Source organism: Aquidulcibacter sp. (assembly GCF_044346625.1).
Lineage (GTDB): Bacteria > Pseudomonadota > Alphaproteobacteria > Caulobacterales > Aquidulcibacteraceae > Aquidulcibacter.
In genome coordinates this window covers 1-21,813 of record NZ_JBIIYV010000005.1, presented here as the reverse complement: position 1 = coordinate 21,813, position 21,813 = coordinate 1, and the positions used below count along the sequence as shown (strand labels likewise).

General features: G+C 56.8%; 22 protein-coding genes and 1 tRNA gene. 12 read left to right on the top strand and 11 right to left on the bottom strand.

Features of this window, described 5'->3' with window-relative positions:
* Nucleotides 1-22 precede the first annotated feature (22 nt).
* The 6 genes from ACIQ20_RS02915 to ACIQ20_RS02890 all read left to right on the top strand — a co-directional run bounded on the left by ACIQ20_RS02915 (nucleotide 23) and on the right by ACIQ20_RS02890 (nucleotide 6,542).
* Nucleotides 23-781, top strand: a complete 759-nt coding sequence (locus tag ACIQ20_RS02915; RefSeq protein WP_346383562.1) for a class I SAM-dependent methyltransferase — start codon at nucleotides 23-25, stop codon at nucleotides 779-781.
* Nucleotides 778-2,199, top strand: coding sequence for an AarF/UbiB family protein (locus ACIQ20_RS02910; RefSeq protein ID WP_395777251.1), 1,422 nt, complete (start codon nucleotides 778-780; stop codon nucleotides 2,197-2,199). Before ACIQ20_RS02915 ends, ACIQ20_RS02910 begins: the two co-directional genes overlap by 4 nt.
* Before the next feature lie 69 nt (nucleotides 2,200-2,268).
* Nucleotides 2,269-3,597 carry an aspartate aminotransferase family protein gene (locus ACIQ20_RS02905; protein ID WP_395777249.1) on the top strand — a complete coding sequence of 443 codons (1,329 nt, stop codon included), beginning with the start codon at nucleotides 2,269-2,271 and terminating at the stop codon, nucleotides 3,595-3,597.
* Nucleotides 3,598-3,802: 205 nt separating this feature from the next.
* The gene (gene def / locus ACIQ20_RS02900) at nucleotides 3,803-4,324 is read left to right on the top strand and encodes a peptide deformylase (RefSeq protein WP_395777247.1); all 522 of its coding nucleotides are present in this window, start codon (nucleotides 3,803-3,805) and stop codon (nucleotides 4,322-4,324) included.
* A gap of 40 nt (nucleotides 4,325-4,364) precedes the next feature.
* A complete protein-coding gene (gene fmt / locus ACIQ20_RS02895; protein ID WP_395777378.1) occupies nucleotides 4,365-5,267 on the top strand; it encodes a methionyl-tRNA formyltransferase in 903 nt (300 codons plus the stop codon).
* A 108-nt stretch (nucleotides 5,268-5,375) separates the two neighbouring features.
* Nucleotides 5,376-6,542 carry a hypothetical protein gene (locus tag ACIQ20_RS02890; RefSeq protein ID WP_395777245.1) on the top strand — a complete coding sequence of 389 codons (1,167 nt, stop codon included), beginning with the start codon at nucleotides 5,376-5,378 and terminating at the stop codon, nucleotides 6,540-6,542.
* Between the two features lie 10 nt (nucleotides 6,543-6,552).
* On the opposite strand, the gene ACIQ20_RS02885 is transcribed toward ACIQ20_RS02890, so the two are convergent.
* Genes ACIQ20_RS02885 through ACIQ20_RS02875 form a run of 3 tightly spaced genes read right to left on the bottom strand, consistent with a single transcriptional unit; the run spans nucleotide 6,553 to nucleotide 7,867 of the window.
* Complete coding sequence (locus tag ACIQ20_RS02885; RefSeq protein WP_395777243.1) at nucleotides 6,553-6,783, bottom strand: YdcH family protein; 231 nt, start codon at nucleotides 6,781-6,783, stop codon at nucleotides 6,553-6,555.
* Between the two features lie 33 nt (nucleotides 6,784-6,816).
* A complete protein-coding gene (locus ACIQ20_RS02880; protein ID WP_395777241.1) occupies nucleotides 6,817-7,308 on the bottom strand; it encodes a TIGR02444 family protein in 492 nt (163 codons plus the stop codon).
* Nucleotides 7,292-7,867: a UbiX family flavin prenyltransferase gene (locus ACIQ20_RS02875; protein WP_313587890.1), complete on the bottom strand. Its 576-nt coding sequence runs from the start codon at nucleotides 7,865-7,867 to the stop codon at nucleotides 7,292-7,294. Before ACIQ20_RS02875 ends, ACIQ20_RS02880 begins: the two co-directional genes overlap by 17 nt.
* Before the next feature lie 100 nt (nucleotides 7,868-7,967).
* Between ACIQ20_RS02875 and ACIQ20_RS02870 the strand changes: the two genes are divergently transcribed.
* A complete protein-coding gene (locus tag ACIQ20_RS02870) occupies nucleotides 7,968-8,138 on the top strand; it encodes a YdcH family protein (protein WP_290807887.1) in 171 nt (56 codons plus the stop codon).
* Nucleotides 8,139-8,208: 70 nt separating this feature from the next.
* Here ACIQ20_RS02870 and ACIQ20_RS02865 read toward each other — a convergent pair whose 3' ends face one another.
* From ACIQ20_RS02865 to ACIQ20_RS02850, 4 genes are all read right to left on the bottom strand, one after another.
* Nucleotides 8,209-8,664: a protease inhibitor I42 family protein gene (locus ACIQ20_RS02865; RefSeq protein WP_395777238.1), complete on the bottom strand. Its 456-nt coding sequence runs from the start codon at nucleotides 8,662-8,664 to the stop codon at nucleotides 8,209-8,211.
* 45 nt (nucleotides 8,665-8,709) lie between these two features.
* A complete protein-coding gene (locus ACIQ20_RS02860) occupies nucleotides 8,710-9,729 on the bottom strand; it encodes an adenosine deaminase (protein WP_395777236.1) in 1,020 nt (339 codons plus the stop codon).
* A 124-nt stretch (nucleotides 9,730-9,853) separates the two neighbouring features.
* Nucleotides 9,854-10,048, bottom strand: a complete 195-nt coding sequence (locus ACIQ20_RS02855) for a hypothetical protein (RefSeq protein WP_395777234.1) — start codon at nucleotides 10,046-10,048, stop codon at nucleotides 9,854-9,856.
* The gene (locus ACIQ20_RS02850; protein WP_395777232.1) at nucleotides 10,045-10,965 is read right to left on the bottom strand and encodes an NAD-dependent epimerase/dehydratase family protein; all 921 of its coding nucleotides are present in this window, start codon (nucleotides 10,963-10,965) and stop codon (nucleotides 10,045-10,047) included. Before ACIQ20_RS02850 ends, ACIQ20_RS02855 begins: the two co-directional genes overlap by 4 nt.
* A 128-nt stretch (nucleotides 10,966-11,093) precedes the next feature.
* On the opposite strand from ACIQ20_RS02850, the gene ACIQ20_RS02845 reads away from it, so the two are divergent.
* Nucleotides 11,094-12,455 carry an MFS transporter gene (locus ACIQ20_RS02845; RefSeq protein ID WP_395777230.1) on the top strand — a complete coding sequence of 454 codons (1,362 nt, stop codon included), beginning with the start codon at nucleotides 11,094-11,096 and terminating at the stop codon, nucleotides 12,453-12,455.
* 2 nt (nucleotides 12,456-12,457) lie between these two features.
* Here the strand turns inward: ACIQ20_RS02845 and ACIQ20_RS02840 are convergent, their stop codons facing one another.
* Both ACIQ20_RS02840 and ACIQ20_RS02835 read right to left on the bottom strand, forming a co-directional pair.
* Nucleotides 12,458-13,138, bottom strand: a complete 681-nt coding sequence (locus tag ACIQ20_RS02840; RefSeq protein WP_395777228.1) for a DUF6134 family protein — start codon at nucleotides 13,136-13,138, stop codon at nucleotides 12,458-12,460.
* A gap of 47 nt (nucleotides 13,139-13,185) precedes the next feature.
* A complete protein-coding gene (locus ACIQ20_RS02835) occupies nucleotides 13,186-13,809 on the bottom strand; it encodes a ChrR family anti-sigma-E factor (RefSeq protein WP_395777226.1) in 624 nt (207 codons plus the stop codon).
* An 88-nt stretch (nucleotides 13,810-13,897) separates the two neighbouring features.
* Here ACIQ20_RS02835 and sseA point away from each other — a divergent pair, with 88 nt between their 5' ends.
* Together sseA and metC are read left to right on the top strand one after the other, a co-directional pair.
* Nucleotides 13,898-14,815, top strand: coding sequence for a 3-mercaptopyruvate sulfurtransferase (gene sseA, locus ACIQ20_RS02830; protein WP_395777224.1), 918 nt, complete (start codon nucleotides 13,898-13,900; stop codon nucleotides 14,813-14,815).
* On the top strand, nucleotides 14,812-16,011 hold the full coding sequence (metC, locus tag ACIQ20_RS02825; protein WP_395777222.1) for a cystathionine beta-lyase: 1,200 nt from the start codon (nucleotides 14,812-14,814) through the stop codon (nucleotides 16,009-16,011). The genes sseA and metC overlap by 4 nt, the downstream gene beginning before the upstream one ends.
* On the opposite strand, the gene ACIQ20_RS02820 is transcribed toward metC, so the two are convergent.
* Nucleotides 15,998-16,486 (bottom strand): Lrp/AsnC family transcriptional regulator, encoded by a 489-nt coding sequence (locus tag ACIQ20_RS02820; protein WP_290801781.1) that lies wholly within the window; start codon nucleotides 16,484-16,486, stop codon nucleotides 15,998-16,000. The genes metC and ACIQ20_RS02820 overlap by 14 nt on opposite strands.
* A 156-nt stretch (nucleotides 16,487-16,642) precedes the next feature.
* On the opposite strand from ACIQ20_RS02820, the gene ACIQ20_RS02815 reads away from it, so the two are divergent.
* Together ACIQ20_RS02815 and ACIQ20_RS02810 are read left to right on the top strand one after the other, a co-directional pair.
* Nucleotides 16,643-20,092, top strand: a complete 3,450-nt coding sequence (locus ACIQ20_RS02815) for an indolepyruvate ferredoxin oxidoreductase family protein (RefSeq protein ID WP_395777220.1) — start codon at nucleotides 16,643-16,645, stop codon at nucleotides 20,090-20,092.
* 21 nt (nucleotides 20,093-20,113) lie between these two features.
* Nucleotides 20,114-20,190: transfer RNA gene (locus ACIQ20_RS02810), tRNA-Met, on the top strand.
* 23 nt (nucleotides 20,191-20,213) lie between these two features.
* Here ACIQ20_RS02810 and ACIQ20_RS02805 read toward each other — a convergent pair.
* Nucleotides 20,214-21,500, bottom strand: coding sequence for a pentapeptide repeat-containing protein (locus ACIQ20_RS02805; RefSeq protein ID WP_395777218.1), 1,287 nt, complete (start codon nucleotides 21,498-21,500; stop codon nucleotides 20,214-20,216).
* Nucleotides 21,501-21,813: the final 313 nt, after the last annotated feature.

The window sequence follows — 21,813 nt, the reverse complement described above, 5'->3', positions numbered from 1 at the left end:
TGCAAGGCGCTATGTCGGTAGTATGACTGACTCCAAGACTGCTTCCTTCGGTTTTCAAGATGTGCCGGCACATGAGAAGGCCTCACGCGTCCGCGGTGTGTTTGACGCTGTCGCCAGCCGCTATGACTTGATGAATGATCTGATGAGTGCCGGGATGCACCGGGCTTGGAAAGATGCTGTGGCTGCGCGATTGAACCCGCGCCCGGGCGAACGCATTTTGGACCTCGCGGGCGGCACAGGCGATTTAGCCCGACGCTTTAAGGCATTGGCCGATGCCGCGCGGACGCGCTCTGGCGGTCCTCCGTCTGAGATCATCGTGGTCGACATCAATGCTGAGATGATTGCAGCAGGTCGTGAACGCGGCTTGGACGGACTTGGCTGGGCCGTGGGCGACGCCGAAGCATTGCCGTTCCCGGACAATTCGGCGGACGGCTATGTCATTTCCTATGGCATTCGCAATGTGACCGACATCCCCAAGGCCCTTCGCGAAGCTTATCGCGTCCTCAAGCCCGGCGGTCGTTTTTATTGTTTGGAGTTTTCCAAGCCTACCACTGGCGCGTTGGAAGCCTTTTATGACGCTTGGTCATTCAAGGCGATCCCGCCGATTGGTAAGGCCGTGACTGGGGATGCAGAGCCCTATCAATATCTGGTGGAAAGCATCCGCCGCTTCCCAGACCAAGAGACCTTTGCGGCTATGATCCGCGATGCTGGTTTCAACCGTGTCGAATATACTAATTTCTCCGGTGGCATTACCGCCTTGCACGGGGGCTGGAAGGTTTGATTGACGCGCTCATGCGGTTGATGCGGGCCGGTTGGACCTTAGGGCGCTATGATGCGATCCTACCGCGAGAATATTATGACCTGCTACCTTTGCCTGCCCGTATGGTGGGGCGTGTGCTTCGACTGGGGTCGCGCCACATCAGTGGCGATCCTGGCACGCGCATGGCAACAGCGTTGGAGAAGCTGGGCCCGGCTTGGATCAAGTTTGGCCAGCTTCTAGCAACTCGACCCGACATTGTGGGCGACAAAGCCGCTGAAGGCCTCTCGCGCCTCAAAGATCAGCTGGAGCCTTTTTCGCAAACCATCGCCTTAGACAGCCTCGATGCCGCATTTGGTGAGAAGCGCGCAGCCCTGTTTCCAGACTTAGGTCCTGTAATCGCCGCAGCTTCGGTCGCCCAAGTCCACCAGATGACTTTGGCAGATGGGCGCAAAGTGGCGGTCAAATTGTTGCGGCCGGGCATTGAGAAGGAAATCGCGGCCGAAGGTAAAGCCATGGCCTTGGCTGCCAATCTTGTCCAAGCCCTTGTCCCCAAATCCCGCCGCCTTGAGCCTGTCGCCTTTGTCGCTACCATTCGCACCGCGCTGGAGAAGGAGCTTGACTTGCGACGCGAGGCAGGTGCCGGCGATGCCTTTGGCGAGATTGTCTCCGCTGATGGCTATTTGAAAGTGCCTAGCATTGACTGGGAACGCACAGCGCGACGCGTCCTGACCACGTCTTGGGTTGAGGGTATACCCTTGACCAAGCCCGGTGCATTGGACGGTGCGGACCGGGCTAAGCTCGCCAATGCCGTCACCTGTGGCTTTCTGGCTGCCGCTTTGGACCACGGCGTATTCCATGCCGACATGCATGAGGGCAACCTCATTTTGGGCACAGACGGTGCGCTCTGGGCCGTGGACTTTGGCATTATGGGCCGGATCGGCATGGCCGAGCGCCGCTATCTCGCCGAAATCCTCTTCGCCTTCCTCCGTCGCGACTATCGCCGAGCCGCCGCTGTCCATATCGAAGCGGGCTATGTCTCTGCCGATCATGATGAGGGTGAGTTTGCTCACGCCCTGCGCTCGGTGGGGGAGCCGATTTGGGGCAGGCCAGCGCGTGAGGTCTCCATGGGCCGGGTTTTGACGCAATTGTTTGATGTGACCGAACAATTTGGCATGCATATGCGGCCCGAATTGGTGCTGTTGCAGAAGACCATGGTGCAGGTTGAAGGCGTTGCCCGCAACATCGACCCCGATCACGACATTTGGGAAGCCTCCCGCCCGGTGGTGGAGCGCTTCATGCACACGGAATTGGGCCCTGAAGGCGTCACCCGTCAAATGTTTGCCGACGTTTCCAACGCGCTCACCACCGCGCGTAGGCTACCCCAATTGGTCGCGCGCATGGAGAAGCTTGTGGAACGGGCAGAGCGGGGCAAGCGCTAGGGGATAGGACCTCTCACACCATCTCGCTTTATGCTTGATTGATCCGCGCGCGCGGTTTAGCATTTTGTTATGACAAATCCTGCGCCCTCCAATACCCCCGCCACCGATGCCTTCTGGATGCCGTTTACGGCCAACCGCCGCTTTAAGGCCGGACCACGATTGCTGGTTTCGGCTTCGGGCATGTTTTATCGCAGCCATGATGACCGCGAGATCCTCGATGGCACCGCGGGTCTGTGGACGGTCAATGCAGGCCATGGACGGCAAGAGATTGTCGATGCGGTGGCCCGCCAGATGGCGACGTTGGACTATGCGCCGACCTTTCAAATGGGTCATCCGATCGCCTTTGAATTTGCTGAGCGTTTGGCCAGCATAGCGCCCGATGGGTTTGACCGCGTCTTTTTCACCAATTCCGGCTCTGAGAGTGTTGAGACGACGCTGAAGATCGCTTTGGGCTATCATTATGCCCGTGGCGACCACCGCCGAACGCGCTTGATTGGGCGCGAGCGCGGCTATCATGGGACGAATTTTGGCGGCATTTCGGTGGGCGGCATTGTCACCAATCGCCGCGTCTTTGGTCCGGGCCTGCCGGGCGTTGACCATCTGCCCCATACCCATGGCTTGGCTGAGAATGTCTTCGCCCAAGGCCAACCGCCCCAGGGCGCGCATCTGGCCAAGGAATTGGACCGGATTGCTGCGCTGCACGGCCCTGAAACCATTGCTGCTGTGATTGTTGAGCCGGTTGCAGGCTCCACCGGGGTTTTGATCCCGCCTGTGGGCTATCTCGAAGAATTGCGCGCAGCTTGCGATCGCGTTGGCTGTCTTTTGATCTTTGATGAGGTCATCACCGGCTACGGCCGTTTGGGAAAGGCATTTGCCACCCAAGCTTTGGGCGTGCGGCCTGACCTGATTTGTACTGCCAAGGGCATCAATAATGGCGCTTTGCCGATGGGGGCGGTATTTGCCCGCCGCGAAGTCCATGATGCCTATATGACGGGCCCTGAGAACATGATTGAGCTGTTCCACGGTTATACCTGCTCGGGCCATCCAGCGGCCTGTGCAGCAGGGCTTGCCACGATGGACATTATGGAGCGCGAAGGCTTGATGACACGCGCGGCCGAGATCGGGCCCTATTGGCAGAAGCGCTTGCATGAACTCAAAGGCGCACCCCATGTCATTGATGTCCGTAATCTGGGCCTGATCGGCGGGATTGAACTCAGCCCCCGCGATGGTGTGGTGGGTGCACGCGGCTATGATGTCTTCATCAAGGCCTATGAAGCCGGTGCCCTGATTCGCGTCACGGGAGATATCATCGCTCTGTCGCCACCGCTAATCATTGAAGAAAGCCATATCGACCGCTTGGTCGACACGATTGGTGAGGCCTTGCACGCGGTGGATTAGGGTGTTTGTGGCGACCTTTGCGGAGCCTACCCTTTCACCGGCTTCGCCGGAGCTTGCTCGTAAACGGGGAAGTGAAGGGGTCTCTGCGCAAAAGCGCCTTTCACCGTGCGATGAAAGCTCCGCATCGCGCACTTCGACATTCTGAGCCCCATCCCTCACACCCCGTTTACTTGACCTTTTGTCCTCGCGCTCATACCTAAGCGACATGACCGCACGCCCTATTCTCACCGTTCCGAACCCTATTCTAAAGCAAATCTCTACCCCGGTTACGGCGGTTGATGATGCCATCCGCGCTTTGATGGATGAGATGCTGGAAAGCATGTATGAAGCCAAGGGCATTGGTTTGGCCGCTGTTCAGATTGGCGAGCCCGTCCGCGTGATCGTCATGGACCTTGAATGGGGCAAGGCCGATGCGCCAGACCATCGGGCACCGCGCTTCTTTGTGAACCCTGAAATCATTTGGCACAGCGACGATTTGGCCCCTTATGAAGAGGGTTGTTTGTCGGTTCCCGAATATTATGATGAGCTGGAACGCCCCGCCAAAGTGCGCCTGCGCTATCTCAACCGTGAGAATGAGCTGGTGGAGGAAGATGCCGAAGGCATGTTCGCGACCTGCATTCAGCATGAGATGGACCATTTGGAAGGCATTTTGTTCATCGATCACCTCTCGCGCCTGCGCCGGGATCGCGCTTTGGCCAAAGTGAAGAAGATCAAGCGGGCTGCGTGAGCCCGACGTGACTGCGCCTTCGCCCCTTCGCCTAATCTTCATGGGCTCCCCCGATTTCGCGGTGCCGACCTTGGCGGCTTTAGTTGAAGCGGGTCACGAGATCGCCTGTGTTTACTCTCAACCGCCTAAGCCTGCCGGACGCGGCAAAGCGCTGCGCTCAACGGCGGTGCATGCTTGGGCAGAAGCGCGCGGTATCGAAGTGCGCACCCCAGCGAGCTTGAAGGGGGCCGAAGCACAAGCCGAGTTTGCCGCTGTGCAGGCCGATGCTGCCATTGTCGTTGCGTACGGCTTGATCCTACCGAAAGCCGTTTTAGACGCGACCCGCTTAGGCTGTTTTAATCTGCATGGCTCGCTTCTGCCGCGCTGGCGTGGGGCGGCGCCGATGCAGCGGGCCATTGCGGCCGGTGACGTTGAGACCGGCGTACAAGTCATGGCGATGGAGGTCGGCCTCGATACAGGCGGCATTTATGCCACCGCCCGCACGCCAATTAGCGCGCAAGATACCACAGGCACCTTACATGACCGCCTTGCAAGCCTCGGGGCGGCTTTGATGGTTGAGGCTTTGCCACAGATTGCCGCAGGCGCTTTGCCCTGTGTGCCACAAGCTCAAGACGGCATCGCCTATGCGGCCAAGATCGACCGGGCTGAGACTAAGATTGATTGGGCAAAGCCTGCCGACGTCCTAGACCGTGCCATTCGTGCTTTTTCACCCTTTCCCGGCGCTTGGTGTCTTTTGCCTGATGGCGCACGCGCAAAGATACTCTTGTGCCAAGCAGAAGCAGGTGAGGGCGCTGCGGGGACTGCGCTGGATGACCGCCTCCTCATCGCCTGCGGACAGGGGGCGTTGCGCCTTTTGAAGGTCCAGCGCGAGGGCAAAGGCGCTTTGGATGCGACCGATTTCTTGCGTGGAAATCCGGTTTCCGCCGGAAGTATTTTTTCCTAAAGCTCCCGCTCAAAAAGAAGTTGCAGACCTAGAAAATCGCACTTAAGCTGTGCGATATAGTTGCTATGAGCGGGTGCTATTTTTAGAGCAATTTTTATGGGGGTTAATATGCTTTCTCAAGCGAAGCGCTTACTTTTAAGCGTCACCTGTTTAGCTTTCAGCGTTGGGTCTGCTTTCGCTGATTCAAGCAACCCAACCTCCAACGATCCCATGATTGCCTACCGCGCCTATGATCAGGCAGTGGCCGACGGCAAGCTGGTCGATGCTGCCGCTTATGCCCAAGTGGCTTGGAAAAATGCGGAGACCACTTGGGGCCCCACGAATGCCAATACGGCGGGGCTTGCCTTTAATGCAGCTTGGTCGCTCGCCTTGATCGGCAAAGCCCCCGAGGGGTTGGAGCCTGCAAAGCGCGCGGTTGAACTCGCCGAGGTTGGGGCCAAGGCCTATAAGGCTCCGGAAGCGCAGTTTCTGTTGGCCTATGCTGAGTTCGAGGCCGCGACGACGCGTCAGTTGCCTAAGAAAGCGCAAGCCATCGACGTCGCTGCTCAAGCGGTCGAGGGGGCTTGGGGGGATATGCTGGTTGCCGACGCCTTGTTGCGGGCGTCCATCCACTTTTCGGTGACCGGCAGGTCTAGCCTTGGTGCGAAACTCGCAGAGCGAAGCGCGGCAGAAGTGCAGCGATTAAATCCGAAGGATGTTGATCGCTTAGCACTGGTCAATTTGGCACGAGCCGTCTCTAAATTGTCTGATCAAAACAAATTGCTGGTAGCCTATGAGGACATCCTAAAGGCGCGGGTTGCGTATGGACCCATGCGTCAGTCCGATGATCCAACGTGGGGGGCCTTAAGTGCCTGGCAAATGGTCGTGAATGGCCTGATTCAGGCTACTAACTCGGCTAATGGAGGTACGGCAAGCAGGATTAAATGGAGCCGTTCTGAGCCCCGAGACATGACGGAAGAAGAAGTGGCTAAAGTCATGAGCCCAAAGCCAGAATGTGCGGGTTTCACAAAGTTTAAGCGCAAACGGGTTGGGCGCGATATTGAACCCATGCAAGTCGGCTATTTTACCGTAAACTTAGGCGGCGTGCAGGTTCTGACGGACCTCGCGCCCGATGGCAAGGTTATCCGTCCCCGCGTCATTGGTGCCGTGCCTGATTCTTCCTATGGCGAAGCGACCCTCAATGGGATTTCAACTTGGCAGTTTGATCTGCCCGCGAATGTGCCCGCGCCGTGCCTAAAGGATTACGATATTTCGGTTGTTTTCACGATGTATTGAGGCTTGCCCCTCAAGCAATGATATCCGGCGTCAATTGGTCTTCCCAATGTGCGATTTCGTCTTTGAGGGCGAGTTTGCGGCGCTTCAGGCGCATGATGCCAATTTGGTCATAGGGCGCGGTCTCTTGCAGGGCTTGGATCGCACCATCTAGGGCGCGGTGTTCCTCACGCAGCGCATAAATTTTGGCCTCGAAGCGTTCTGCATCGGCATCTTCGGAAGGTGAAGTCCAGTCGTTTGCCATTAGGCTTCCTCATTCTGAGCGCGTGCCAAGTTATCAAACCGATTGCCCAGCATGGGCGAGGCGCTTCAACAGTGCGTCTAGCGCCGCGTCAAGAGGGACATGGGCTGCACGGACGCATTGGATCAGGCCGTCATAGCCACTTAAGGGCTGCCCCTTAATTTCGCTTAAATGTAAAATCTGCAAAATGGTTTGTTCGGAGGCTAATTCAGCAGCCAACAATTGAACCCGGGTTTCGGCAACCAAAGTGGGGGCCTCCGTCTTGGGTTCGGTTTTCAGGGCGCGTCGGCGTTGGCGCAGGGGCGTTACCAATTGGCGGGTCAGCTTTTGTGCCAAGCGCTGGGTATCGGTGGCTTCAAACCCTTGCCCAAGGCGGGCCCGATGGAGGGCAAAGATCAGATAAGTCACGTCCAGCGCATAGTGGTCTTGCGCTGTCAGGCAATCCGCCTCAACCCCATCTTGGGCGTAGAAGGCCAGCGCAAAGTCCCAGATGGTGAGGCGTGGATCGTGCTCAGACGGGCCCGACATCTTCCCCCCAACGCTTGATGCCTTTGACCTCAAACCCGAGAAGATCTAGGGCGCGGCCTACCGATTGGGTGACGACAGCATCAAGGGTTTCCAATTGGGCGTAGAACGCAGGCACAGGCGGGAAGATGATGCCGCCCATTTCCGTGACGGCTGCCATCGTGCGAATATGGCCCAGATGATAGGGCGTCTCGCGCAGCATCAAGACGACGCGCCGACGTTCCTTCAATTGAACATCGGCTGCGCGCGTCAATAGGTTTGAGGTCACGCCGGTGGCAATTTCGCCCATGGTACGCACCGAGCAGGGCGCAATCAGCATACCATCGGTCTTAAACGAGCCCGACGCGATCGAAGCCCCCACATCGGCGATCTTGTGCACGTAGGAGGCGCGACTCTTCAATGCGGTGGAGTTGGGCAAGCCCTCTGAAGCGAGAGTCAGTTCAGCCGCTTTGGTCAGTACAAGGTGGGTTTCGACCCCAAGTTCGGCCAGCATGTCCAAGGCGCGGACACCATAAACAGCGCCCGAAGCTCCACTTATCCCTATTATCAAGCGCTTTGACATGATCGTGATAAACCTTGTTTGGCATGCGACAAAAAAGTACTTGGCGATTCCCCTATCACGTGTTTCCCTACAGGTCTCTGAACGCAAAGGAGGCCGCCACATGGCGATTGAAGCGCATATCCGTGAACTGTCTGATAAACACGCAAAGCTTGATTTAGCGATCCAAAACGAAATGAAAAGCCTAGCCTCAAGTGACGCACAGATTGCCGCTCTAAAACGACAGAAACTCAAGCTGAAGGAAGAACTTGAGAATTTGCGACGACGACACTGACATCTCTCATATCAGGAAGAAAGGGGGCCAGCTGGACCCCTTTTTTGTTGGGGGCTCAGAGGGCACCTTCTCAAGACCCCGGCTTCACCACAATCTGCATTTGCCAGATTTGATCGGCAGGCTTCCCAGCTTCAAATTCCCAAGGCCGCGCATAACGCAGAACCAAGGCTTGGCCAGCCGTGCCTTGCAAATCCACAGGGGCAGAAGTGGTTTTGAAGTGGAAGCTTGTCCAATCATTGCCGCCCACCATGCCTTGCGCCCGCCCTTTAGGGTTTTCAGGCTCTGAAGCTTTGTCGACCAAGGTCACGCCCGTAGGCAAGGACTGCACTTCCCACGAATAGCCTGCCGTGGGGGTGCCCAGCAACTTTACCTCAAAGCTCTGCCCGGTCTTCAGCGTCTTGGAGGTGTCCGAGTCGGCGACGGTAAAAATCATGGCCTTGGACTTTTCGGCTGGAGGCTGACTGGCACAGCTACTGAGGGCAACAAGACCCAATCCAAGTAGCGCCAGTGGCTTTATTGTGGTCATGTTACGAACCTTTCGGCCCTGGATCGGGGCAGAGGGCGGATGGGGCTAGAAACGTGCCGCCCAAGCCTCAATCGCTTCAGCATGGGCCTGCTTCTCGGCTGAGGTCAAATAGCTGCCGGTGAAGCTGTTATGCGCCAAGCACACCAATTCATCCTTACTGAGGTCCAAAGCTTTGGCGATGGCATGCCAATTGGCGTTGAGATAGCCGCCGAAATAGGCCGGATCGTCTGAGTTGATCGTGGCTTTGAGGCCCTTTTCCAACATAGTGCGCAAGGGGTGTTGGGTAAGGTCATGGACCACGCATAGGGAGAGGTTTGACAGCGGGCATACGGTCAAGGTCAGGCCGTCTTGGGCGATGCGCGCGACCAAGGTTTCATCCTCCAGGGCGCGATTGCCATGGTCTATGCGGTCGATTTTGAGCAGGTCGAGCGCTTCCCAGACATAGGCTGGCGGGCCTTCTTCACCGGCGTGGGCAAATAGATGCAGGCCCTTGGCGCGCGCCGCTTCAAAGACGCGCGCAAATTTCGACGGTGGGTGCCCCACTTCGCTAGAATCGAGGCCGACGCCAAAGATATGGGCGAGATAAGGCTCTGCCGCTTCTAAAGTCGCAAACGCTGCTTCTTCGTCCAAGTGGCGCAGGAAGCAGAGAATAAGTTTTGAGGTTACGCCCAATTGGGTCTCGCCATCGGCCAAAGCCCGCGCGATACCGCCGATAACCACCCCCATCTCAATGCCGCGATCGGTATGGGTTTGGGGGTCAAAGAAGACTTCCACATGGCGGCAAGCATCGGCGGCAACGCGCTTCAGATACGCCATGGTTAGATCATAAAAGTCCTGCTCCACCTGTAGCACGCCCGCGCCTTGGTAATAAATGTCGAGAAAGTCTTGCAGATTGGAGAAGCTGTAAGCGGCGCGGACTTCTTCGACGCTGTTGAACGGGATCGCGATCTTGTTACGCTGGGCCAAAGCAAACATCAGTTCGGGTTCCAGCGAGCCTTCCAAATGCAAGTGAAGCTCTGCTTTGGGCAGGCCAGCGATAAAGGCGTCACGGTCAAAAGTGGTCATAAGGATCCCCGGGTGCGTGGTTGGCGCGACAGGGCCAAATGGCCCTAACGGACAGGTCAGAGGCCTTCTAAATCATCACGCCTTTTGCGCAACTGCTTTATGGGGTGATGGCGCGGGGCGGGGGCTAGTTTAAGGCATCCGGAGCTGTGGCGTCTGGTTCATCAATCATTGCCGCCACCGCTTCCCAATGATCTGCCATCTCAAGGTCGCCCATGGCGGCGGCTTCTGCCGCGCGCATAACCGCAATCACAGCGCCATCTTCGCCATAGCGCGCCTGCAAGAGGCGGGCGGCATGGGTGATGGCGTCAGGCGCGCTCACAGAGGGGACAGTCCGGCTTCCATCGTTCGGAATGTGTACGTAAGGCCCAGCTTTTCAAGGGCAGTGTGATCGGCGGCCGCAGTTTGATTGGCGCACACATCGGCGGGAGCCGAACGCGTTTCAATGGTCAAAGCTTTGCCCGTTGCCACTTCGCTGGCCTTGGCTATGGCTGCGACAGAGGTCAAGGACCCGCTGCCCACATCAAAGAAGCCAGCATGACCCTGCAGAACGATCTGGGCGATCACATTGGCTGCATCCTCAACATGGACCCAATCGCGGCTGGCTTCCCAGAGAGCCAAGGGCCGGTCGGCCGCTGCGTGTTCCAGGGCGCGGTGTGGCAGGCTGGCGAGTGCGCCCTTGTGCCCTTCGCCTTGGCCATAGACGGAAGCCAAGCGAAAGCCTGTGGCAATCGGGGCAGCATCTGGGCCTGTGCCTTGGCTGGCGGCAAAATAGTCAAACGCTTGCTTGGCGCGGCCAAAGGCTGTCTTAGGCTGGAAGCCAGCAATCACATTCGGGTCTGTGGAGAGGTCCGGCGTTGCGTCGCCATAAACCTGCATGGACGATGCCCAATAGATCGCCCGCTGTTTAGCAACGCCATAGTCCCATACGCGTCGTGGTAAATGGTACGAAGTCTCAAACAAGGCATCCATGTCGCCCGCGCTATGGCCCGCATCAGCAAAACACAAAACGCCTGCAACTTCGCGCCAAGCCAGGTCGAGATGCTTCATAAGATCGTCTGGGGACCAAAGATCCGCCAGTTTCGCGGGCAGATTGGCCCATTTGCCCGAAGCACTAGAGCCTAATTGGTCGCAGATGATCACTTGTGCGCTACCATCATCTGCCAAATGCCGCGCAACTGCGCTGCCAACGAGACCTGCGCCGCCTATGACGATGAATTTCCGACCTTGAGAGGGCATTTTGACATCCGCTTTGTGTTAATCTTACACATTGGCACTCAATGTGTGTGAATTTCACACATTTACGAGCGAAATTCACCGCTGTCTAGCGGCTTGGCAGCTTGGGTTGCAGGCACCATGTTACCCGCATGACTGATCAAGCGCGCTCCAGCACTGCCGTAACCGTCTCGCCATTGCGGTTATTTGCCTATGCGTTGCCAGCGGTGCCCATCGCAGCTTTGGGCCAGCCCTTCTACATGTTTGCACCGACCTTTTATGCCAAGGAAGTTGGCATCGGGGCGGGCATGATTGGCCTTATCCTGTTGATTGTGCGCGTGTTAGATGCGGCAAGCGATTTGGCGGCTGGCCGTTTGTCGGACCAAACCGGTGGCCGCTTTGGGCGGCGCAGGCCTTGGGTTCTTCTGGCGAGCCCGTTGGCGGCTTGGTCGGCCTATATGATTATGACGCCGCCCGATGGGGCAGGGGCCGCCTATTTTGCGCTTTGGACCCTGCTGGTTTCAATTTCTTGGGCAGCCATAACGCTGCCCCTGAATGCGTGGGGCGCAGAGCTCAGCCCTGATTATCGCGAGCGCATTGTGGTGACGGCGTGGCGCGAGATTGCCACGGTTCTAGGTGTGATTGGCGCGGTGGGTCTTGTGGCCATTGTCTCAAACGGCGGCCCGCTTCGGGAAGCTTTGGCAATGCTGGGGCTGTTTGCTGCGATCACAACGCCTTTGGCGTGCGGCATCTGTGTGCTTTTGGTGCCAGACCCCCCTTTGACCACACAGCCGGTGGCCAGTTTGAAGGAGGGTTTGAAGGATTGTGCCGGCAATGAGCCATTTCGGCGCTTAGTTGTGGCCTATGTTATCAATGGCATTGCCAATGGGCTACCGGCGACTTTGTTTCTCTATTTCGTATCCGAGCGTTTGGGCCGCCCCGACCTGCAAGGCGCCTTGTTGGGGACCTATTTTCTCGCAGGCCTAATCTCTGCGCCCTTTTGGGCTTGGTTGGGCGGGAGGTTTGGCAAAGACCGCGTCTGGCGGTGGGCGATGGTTTGGGCCTGCCTGATTTTTGCGCTGGCGTTGGGCGTTACCGGGCCACAGGATTGGATCTTGTTTCTAATCGTCTGCGTCGGCTCGGGTCTGGCTTTGGGTGCCGACATCGTGTTGCCAGCGGCCATGCAGGCTGATGTTGTCGACCTTGATGAGCTCAAAACCGGTCAAGCGCCCCGAACCGGCCTCTACTTTGCGCTGTGGAGCGTGGCGACCAAGCTGGCTCTAGCGGTGGCGGCCGGGGCGGCCTTTGGAATCTTGGGATTGGTCGGGTTCAATACGCAAGGCGGCAGCCAAACCGACTTGGCGCTAAACAGCCTTGTCGCGCTTTATTGCGCCATTCCAATTGGCCTGAAACTCGTCTCGATCATTTTGATGCGCGGCTTCCCGATTGATGCGGCAGAACAGTCTCGCATTCGAGCCGAAATTGAGGCCAACCGCCGGAATTCAAGCGTTTAGGCCTATTCGCGAGGCGATCCGGTAAGGGTAGTCACCTTGCGATAGTCAAAGCTTTGGCCCGCAATCTTGAACGCAGTGCGCACCCAGCGCCCCGTCCCGTCGTACCACAGGTCTGTATTGACAGCGCCGCGAACGCGGTAGTGATTGGCCTTAACTGGGGCACCACCGATCTGCAGCACTTCTTCGCCAACCCGGTTCACATTGACGCGGCTTAGCTTGCCATCGCGGCTATCGAGGAGGCGGGTTTGATTGATGGTGCTGAATCGCCACCAGCTGGACGGTAGCAGGCTCGCCGGAGCGCTACCTTTGAAACCTGTGCCGTCGACAACTAGGTCTGTGCCGCGCAAATTCGCCGCGACAGACTTGCTAGACCGATTTTCCTTATCGGTGCAGTTCAGGCTGGTGAGTTGGGTACCGCGCCAAGCTTCTTCGCACCGGTGTCGATAGGTAAACCCGATTGGACCAATCTTGCCTGCCATATCGATCGCAATGCGAACATTTGTGATATCGGCAGATTTAAAGACCGTCACGCTGTGACGACCTACAGGCTTGCCGTTCATCAGAATTTCAAACTCCGTCCGCCCCGGCGTCGTGGCAGCGGCCGCGCTAGACGCCATCGCCGTGCCACCCAGCACAATGACGGCAGCAAAAATGCACTTCTGGAAGGTGCTGTGGGCAGACATCGCAAAAACCTCTTTCAATGAAAGCTAAGGAGAGTATCAGGCAAAAGTCAGTTGAAACGGTTAATCAGCCAGCCCAAGGGGCCCTTCAGGTGTATTGGGCCGGTTTGCGCGATCAAACAAATGCAATCGCCACCCTTGGCTGCACCGGGTTGATGCTCGCTGTCTTCATCATGCACCAATAAATCGCCGCGACGATAGACTTGATTGCCATCGTCCAAAGCGCCTGAAAGGACAAGCGTGACTTCAAGACCTGCGTGGCCGTGTTCGGGAACCTTGCGGCCCGCTTCTAGCTTCAGCAATTCAGCATCACTGCCCGGCAAAGGCATCATCAACATGCCAGCCAAATTGCGACGCCAACGACCTTGGTCGAGTGACGACAAGACATGGGTCATATCATCAATCTCGCGTAGCGCATGATTTGAATAGTCTTGGCCAACTTCGGCCGCCAACCAAGTTGGCTGGGCAATGTCCACCGGCTCAATCGCGTCCAACAATATGCCGCCAGCCGCATCAAAGGTGCGTGTGAACTCGCGCGCTTGGGGTTGCAAGGCCAAGTGCGCCGAAACCACCAAAGCAGGCCCACGCGGTAGGCTTCCTGCCGCGTAGTCCAGCAAGAGCGCCTGATAGCGCTGATCCTGTTGAATCGTGTCCGTGATGAATTCGTCGTTCATGTGCTTTGTTGTGCCGTTGGGTTATGAGATATTCTTTGCAACTTACGCTGAAATCCCTTTAGTGGATCATAAGAACTGAAAAAACCCCGTGTCGCACGCCTTGGGCGTGCAGCGCAATGAACTGGTTGAGGATAAGACAATGGCAGGCTGGGCCAATCCTGATGATCCGTTAGTTTCCACGCAATGGCTGGCCGACAAGCTTGATGCGCCAGACGTACGCATTATTGATGCGTCTTGGCATATGCCAGCGGCTGGGCGCAATGCCAAGGAAGAGTATGATGTGGCCCATATTCCAGGCGCAGTCTTCTTTGATATTGATGAGATTTCAGACACCACCAGCCCGTTTCCCCATATGATGCCCAGCCCTGAAAAATTCGCGAGCCGGGTGAAAAAACTGGGCCTAGGCGACGGCTTGCGTTTGGTCATTTATGACAGCACAGGTGTGTTCTCTGCTGCCCGGGTGTGGTGGATGTTTCGCCATATGGGTCATGACGATGTTGTGGTTCTCGATGGCGGTTTGCCGAAATGGCAGGCTGAGAATCGTGCGACAGAGGATATGCCCCCGATCGCGCGTGAACGCCACTTTACCGTTCGCCGTCGCGCCGATTTGATCCGCGATAAGGGCCAAGTCTTGGCAAAGGTCCAATCTGGGGTCGCGCAAATTCTTGATGCCCGCCCTGCAGGGCGTTTCGCGGGAACAGCACCTGAACCGCGCGCCAATCTACCCAGCGGCCATATGCCCGGTGCCTTCAATGTGCCTTTCTCAAGCTTGTTGAAGCCTGACAACACGATGAAGGACCCAGCCGACTTGGCGGAGGTCTTTAAGGCCGCGGGTGTCGATTTGAGTAAACGCTTAGTGACCACCTGCGGCTCTGGGGTCACCGCCTGCGTCATTGCTTTAGCCTTAGCCCGTCTGGGGCTGTGGGATGTGCCTGTCTATGACGGGGCGTGGAGCGAGTGGGCAGCAGACCCTGCCTCGCCGATCGAGACTGAGGCTGCTGGATGAGCAAGAAGTCAAAAGCTGGGGGTGCCGAGAGCCTTTCTGTGGCTACCCGGTTGGTGCAAGTTGGCCGCGATCCGTTTTCTCATGAGCGGGTGATCAATCCGCCGATCCAGCGCGGCTCGACAATTTTGTTTGATCAAGCCGACGACCTTTATCGCGCGGGCCCGTTGGCCGACATGAAGGGCTATGGGCTCGAAGGCCTTTCAACGCAGGATCGCTTGTGTGACGCGCTGACCGAGATTTCTGGCGGGATTGGCACTGTGCTCGCGCCGTCTGGGTTGCAAGCGCTGACCTTGGCCCTGATGGCGGCGACAAAGGCTGGCGACCATGTGCTGTTGACCGATTCTTCCTATGGCCCGACCAGACGGTTTTGCCGCGAAGTCTTGGGCAATTATGGCGTCGAAACAGAGATTTATGACCCACGAATTGGGGCAGGCATTGCTGGCCTAGTCCGGCCTGACACGTGCTTGATCATCCTTGAAAGCCCTGGCTCGCTTACGTTTGAGCTGCAAGATGTCCCGGCCATTACCGCCGTCGCGAAGGCGCATGGTGTTGCAACCCTGATCGACGATACGTGGACGGCGGGCGTCTATATGAGGCCGTTTGATCTGGGCGTGGATATCTCCATGCAAGCCTTGACGAAGTATCAGGGCGGACATGCCGATGTGCTAGCAGGCGCTTTAATCACGAATAGCCCCGACTGGCTGACCAAGCTTAAAACCATGCACCAGATGCTGGGTATCGGCACATCCGCCGAAGATGCTTGGCTGACCTTGCGCGGCATGCGCACCATGGGTCTGCGTATGGCCCATCAAGACCGGGTTGCGCGCGAAATCGCTGGCTGGCTTGAGGGGCGGCCAGAAGTCGCCCAAGTGCTGCATCCTGCACTGCCATCCCACCCCGACCACGCCATTTGGCAGCGCGACTTTACCGGTGCCGGTGGCTTGTTCTCGGTCGTGTTCAAGCCAATCGCTGCTTCGAAAATCAATGCGATGGCAGAAGCTTATCAGATTTTTTCCATGGGCTTTTCATGGGGTGGGTTTGAGAGCTTGGCTTTGCCCAGTACCGTCCAAATCACCCGACAGTTTCCAGCCCACCATCCAAACGGGCCGATCATGCGCTATTCGATTGGCTTGGAAGCGCAAGAAGACTTGATCGCGGACCTTGAACGCGGCTTTGCCGTCCTCAACGCCGCTTAGACTGGCTCAGACCCAAGGGAACCGAAGTCGTGCGCTTGGCCACGCGAATCACGATGCGCGATTGCACATCGGAGACCAGTCCTTGGCCCAACAATTTGTCGCGCAAGAAGCCATCATAGGCGTGCATATCTGTGGTCACGACCCGAATCATATAGTCGACGGCCCCCGTCACAGTTGCGCAATCGACGACTTCAGGCCAAGTTGCCACAGCGGCTTCAAACTTTTCGAGGTTCTCGCGGTTTGGCAGGGCCAGCTTCACAGAGGCCATGACCTCAAAATCTAGGCCTAAGGCGGCGCGCTCCAGTATGGTCACCCGCTTGGTGATGACGCCAATCTCTTCCAGCCGCTTAATCCGCCGCCAACATGGACTTGACGAGAGGCCAACCTTGTCGGCAATCTCGGCAACGGAGAGCGCCGCATCTTCTTGGACTAGATCGAGGATGCGGACATCAATGGCGTCTAATTCTTCAGACACGAATTTTTCTCAATTCTGGCAAAGTGAACATGTATCTTGCGCATTCTTTTGCAAATAACGAAAAAAAGAGCAAGCTTTTTCCGCGAAAACAGAAGATGATGCCGGGATAAAAGCAGGCCATGCTCGTCGTGGTCATAAACCCGAGGGCCAAACCAGATGCTCCATCGCGAAGTTCTTCTGACCGACAAGTATGAACTCGACGAGGGTAGAGCGTTTCTCACCGGCATCCAAGCGCTCGTGCGGCTTCCTTTGGACCAAAAAAGACGCGATGTGAAGGCCGGATTGAACACGGCTGGCTTTATCTCTGGCTATCGCGGCTCACCGCTGGGCGGCTATGACATGCAGCTGGAGCGCGCCTCTAAGCTTTTGAAAGCCCATGACATCGAGTTCTGGCCGGGCCTCAACGAAGATCTGGGCGCGACGGCTGTTTGGGGTAGCCAGCAGCTAGGACAATTTGCTGGTGCCCGCTTTGATGGGGTGTTTGGCATTTGGTATGGCAAAGCGCCCGGTGTTGACCGCACCGGCGACGTCTTCAAGCATGCAAACTTCGCAGGGACGTCGAAGTTTGGTGGTACCTTAGCGATTGCAGGCGATGATCATGTCTGTAAAAGCTCCACATTGCCGAGCCAGTCTGAATTTGCCTTTATCGACGCGGAAATGCCGATCCTGTCGCCCGCGTCGATCCAAGACGTGCTAGATTTTGGTCTGTACGGTTTTGCTCTATCGCGGTTTTCAGGTGCTTGGACTGGCTTGATTGCTTTGGCCGACACAATGGATTCGGGCGCTGTGATCGATGTCGGCGCCCACCGCTTTGATATCCGCCTGCCCACAGACTTCGACTTACCGCCCGAAGGGTTGAGCCTGCGTCGCGGAGATGATCCGATGGCGAAAGAGGCGCGCCTACGTCAGTATAAGCTGCCAGCTGCACAAGCCTTTGTGCGGGCCAATGGCCTTGACCGGGAAATCTTGGCTGGACCAAAGCGCCGCATCGGACTGGTCGCGACGGGGCAGGCCACGCGCGATATCTTCGAAGCTTTAGATGCCTTGGGGATTAGTCCAGAACTGGCCGCCGATTTAGGCTTTGCCATCTATAAAGTCGCGATGCCCTGGCCTTTGGAGCCCTATCATCTGCGCGGCTTTGCCTTGGGGTTAGAGACGCTTTTGGTGGTCGAACACAAGCGCGCTTTGATCGAACCCCAGATCCGCGATGCCTTGTATGATTTGCCCGATGGCAGGCGCCCGCGGGTGATTGGTAAAAAGGGATTGAATGGCGCGCCATTGCTGCCAGACACCGCTTCGATTTCCATCCCCGTGCTGGCTAAGACGCTGTTTGATTTGGTGCCAGAAGGCCCACACCGCGAGCAGGCTTTAGCCTATTTGAACCGCGTGCAGGAAAGTAAGGACCGGGCACAAGCGCTGGAAGGCGACGCGCACCGCACACCGCACTTCTGTTCTGGCTGCCCCCACAATAGCTCAACCGTCGTGCCTGAAGGCTCGCGCGCGCTAGCCGGGATTGGGTGTCATTATATGGCAACTTTCATGCCTGAGCGTCAAACCGACATGACCAGCCAAATGGGCGGCGAGGGCATTGGTTGGATCGGCCAAGCACCATTTACCGAAGAAGACCATGTGTTCGTCAATTTGGGCGATGGCACCTATTCCCACTCAGGCTCTTTGGCCATTCGCGCGGCAGTGACTGGCAACGTCAATGTCACCTATAAGCTTTTGTACAATGACGCTGTGGCCATGACCGGTGGCCAATCTACGGAAAGCGGGCAGACCACGCCCCAGATTGCAAAGCAATTGCTGGGTGAGGGCGTCAAGAAAGTCGTGATCGTCGCCGACGAGCCGACGCGCTATGCCAATGTGGTGCTAGAGCCGTCCGTCCGCGTCTATCCGCGCGAAGAATTAGACGCGGTCCAGCGCCGCCTGCGCGAGACCAAGGGCGTTACCGTCCTGATCTATGACCAAATGTGCGCCACGGAAAAGCGCCGCCGCATCAAGCGCAAGCTGCTCAAGGCGACTTCGATCCGCGCTTATATCAATCCAGCGGTATGTGAAGGCTGCGGCGATTGTTCTAAACAATCCAATTGCTTATCGATCCATCCGCTCGAAACCGATTTCGGCACCAAGCGCCAGATCGACCAATCCTCTTGCAATCAAGATACGCGCTGTGTCGATGGTTTCTGCCCGTCCTTCGTGACAATTGAAGGCAGCCATAATGCCAAGCGCGAGCGGGCACGCCCCACCTTTGACGCCACCAATATCCCTCTGCCAGAGCCAATGAGTTTGGACCGTCCACGCTCCATCGTCTTTACTGGCGTTGGTGGAACGGGCGTGACAACTGTCTCCGCAATTGTCGGCATGGCAGCGCATGTTGACGGCAAAGCGTCCTCTACGCTCGACATGACCGGGCTGGCGCAAAAGGGTGGGCAGGTGTTGAGCCATGTGCGCATCGCTAATCAGCCGCAAGATATTCGTTCGGGTCGGGTTCCACCTGCGTCTGCCGATGTGATGATTGCCGGCGACTTGATCGTTGCGACCAATCTCGATGGCCTCAATCTGGTTTGCAAAGAGACCACCCGTGCCGTCGCCAATTTCGACATTCAGCCGACTAGCGAGTTCATCCATAACCGCACCCGCGGCTATCGCGGCCAGCCAAAGGTCGATTTGTTTGGCCAAGCGGTTCGCGAGCTGGGCGTGATCCATGCCGAAGGCTTGGCAGAAGAATATCTCTATGATGCGCTTTACTCCAACATGATCCTGTTGGGCTTTGCGTGGCAACGTGGCTTGGTTCCAGTTTCCTTGCGCGGGCTTTATCGGGCGATTAAGCTCAATGGCGTGGCGATTGATGAAAATGTATTGGCCTTCGATTTGGGCCGTCTAGCGGCCTATGATCCGGCACGGCTAACAGAAATGGTTCCGGTTCGTGAGCCGCCACCCGAAAAATCCCTCGACGATTTAATCGCCCATCGCATTGCCCATCTGACCGCCTATCAAAACCAAAGCTATGCGCAAATCTATGCGGACGCGGTCGCCCAAGTCCGCAAAGCTGAAACCCAAGCAAGCCTCGGCAGCATTTTGACACGAGCGGTAGCCGTCAATCTGGCGAAGGTCATGGCTTATAAGGATGAGTATGAAGTTGCGCGCCTGTATGCCGACCCTGCTTATCTGGATGGCCTAAACGCCACCTTGGGCGGCCGGAAGACTTTGAAGATTTGGTTGGCCCCACCATTGCTTGCCGCCAAGGATGAGGCAACCGGCCTTCCCAAGAAGCAGGCATTCGGCGCTTGGATTTTGGGTGCGTTTAAAGTCCTGCAGCACGGCAAAGTTTTGCGCGGCACAGCGCTTGATGTTTTTGGCGCGACAGAGGAGCGGGCTAAAGAGCGCGCCTTCCGGGATCAATATCTGGCAGACTTGTCCGTCTGGCTTCAAAGCCTATCGGCTTCCACCCATCGCCAGATTGTAGAGCTGGCTAATTTGCCAGACGATGTGCGTGGTTTTGGCCATGTGAAAGAGGCAAGTTTGGTGCGGACAGAAGCCAAACGGAAGACTCTTTTGGCCCAACTGACCCAAAGGCTTGCCCCGAGAGTCGATGCGCACTAAATGACGGCTCCCCGATGCGTTGGCTGGGTAGCTCAGCTGGTTAGAGCGCACGACTCATAATCGTGAGGTCGAGAGTTCAAGTCTCTCTCCCGCCACCATCGGGCCTTCTTCCTTGTTCAGACTAAGCGGCGTTTGCCTGGGCTTCAGCAGCTGCTGGCGAGCCAGTTGCAGCATTGCCACTGTGTTCGGCTGTGGGGGACTTACCCCGCTTGGCCCCTGTCGCTTGCGCGCCGCGGAAGCTCGTCCCCAGCATATCGACATCATAAAAAAGGGCTTCGCGAATATCGGCTTGGTCGAAATTGGCGTAGCGCATTTCTGCGCCGGTAAAGTCGGTTGCTTTGGTCTTGTCAGCGGTGATCCGCAATGGGCTAAGTTTGGCATTGCGGAAGTCGGCCTTTTTCAGGCGTGCACGCGTGAAGTTTGCCCCGCGCAAGTCGGCCCCGGCAAAACACGCTCCGCGCAAGTCGGCTTCAGAAAAATTGGCACCTTGCAACTGGGTCGAAACGAAGCGCACGCCAACGCCGTTACATTTCACGGCTGAGATAGCCGTTAATCGCATACCTTTGAACATGGAAGACATAGGACGCAAGTCCTCGCCATCGAACTTAGCGTGCTGACCCGCGGTGCCATTGCTTTCCCACCAAGCTTGGTGCTCATTGGCCATATTCTCAAGTTGGATAGCACGAATTTTTGCGCTGTCGCTGGGGTCGCCCAAGGCACCTTTGGCCATCTTGGGGTCAATCTTAGAGTAGCCTAAGGCAACACCCGTTAGAATTGCGTCCTCAAAATGCGCACCTTCCAACCTAGCCCCGGTTAAGTCTGCATCTTGCAGGTCGGCACCAGCCAGATTGCAATCCTTCAAAATGGCACCCGATAGCTTGGCACCCTTCATCGAGCAGTCTTGGAAGTCAGCACCCTTGGCTTGCACGCCGTTGAATTGCGAACCGTCAAGCGTCGCGCCGACAAACAAGGTGCCCTCTGCATCACCCGGGCGCATCCGGTGCTTGATGACCATCATGCCATTTTTTTTGTCTGCAACGGCAACTTCGCCTTCGCGGAAGTCCGATTGGGTCAAGTCGGCATGGGAGAGGTCTGCACCGCGCAAATTTGCCCCGCGCATATCCGCTTTCGCCATACGCGCTCCGCGCAAGTCAGCCTTGCGGAAATCACAGGCAAAAAGCACAGCGCGCTCAAAGATTGTCTTGATCAATTTGGCGTTTTCAAATGCGCAGCCGGTCAGCTCGGCATCTGCTAAATTGCGACCTGAGAGGTCCATCCCAGAAAAGTCGACAAACTTCAAAGAGGCTCGTTTGCCGCCGTCGATCCCGTTTGCATAACGCTCATGAAGGTTCAAGACAGCCTCAAGTGTCTCCGAGTCCAGCTTTACGTAAGTTGCGATGGTGTTCAAGTTTCACCTAAACTTCTTTGTACTGGTTGAATAGCGAATGCTCGACAATACCTTAGGAGTGTTGTGGCTTAGTTAAAGAAAAACGTCATTACCCATGCATTGACTTAGGATACTTGCTTGGGACTGTGAATAAACCAAACAAATACACACTTCTGATTGTGAACATGGTAAATTCACTCATCTGGAGACTTTAGAGCGGTTTTCCTGAAAAAGGAATCGAGTGTATTCCCAAATCAGGTGTGATGTGATTCACCATTTATGTTGGTGATGGAGGCCAACATGGATGGCAAAGATACTATCGATGGATTTGAGG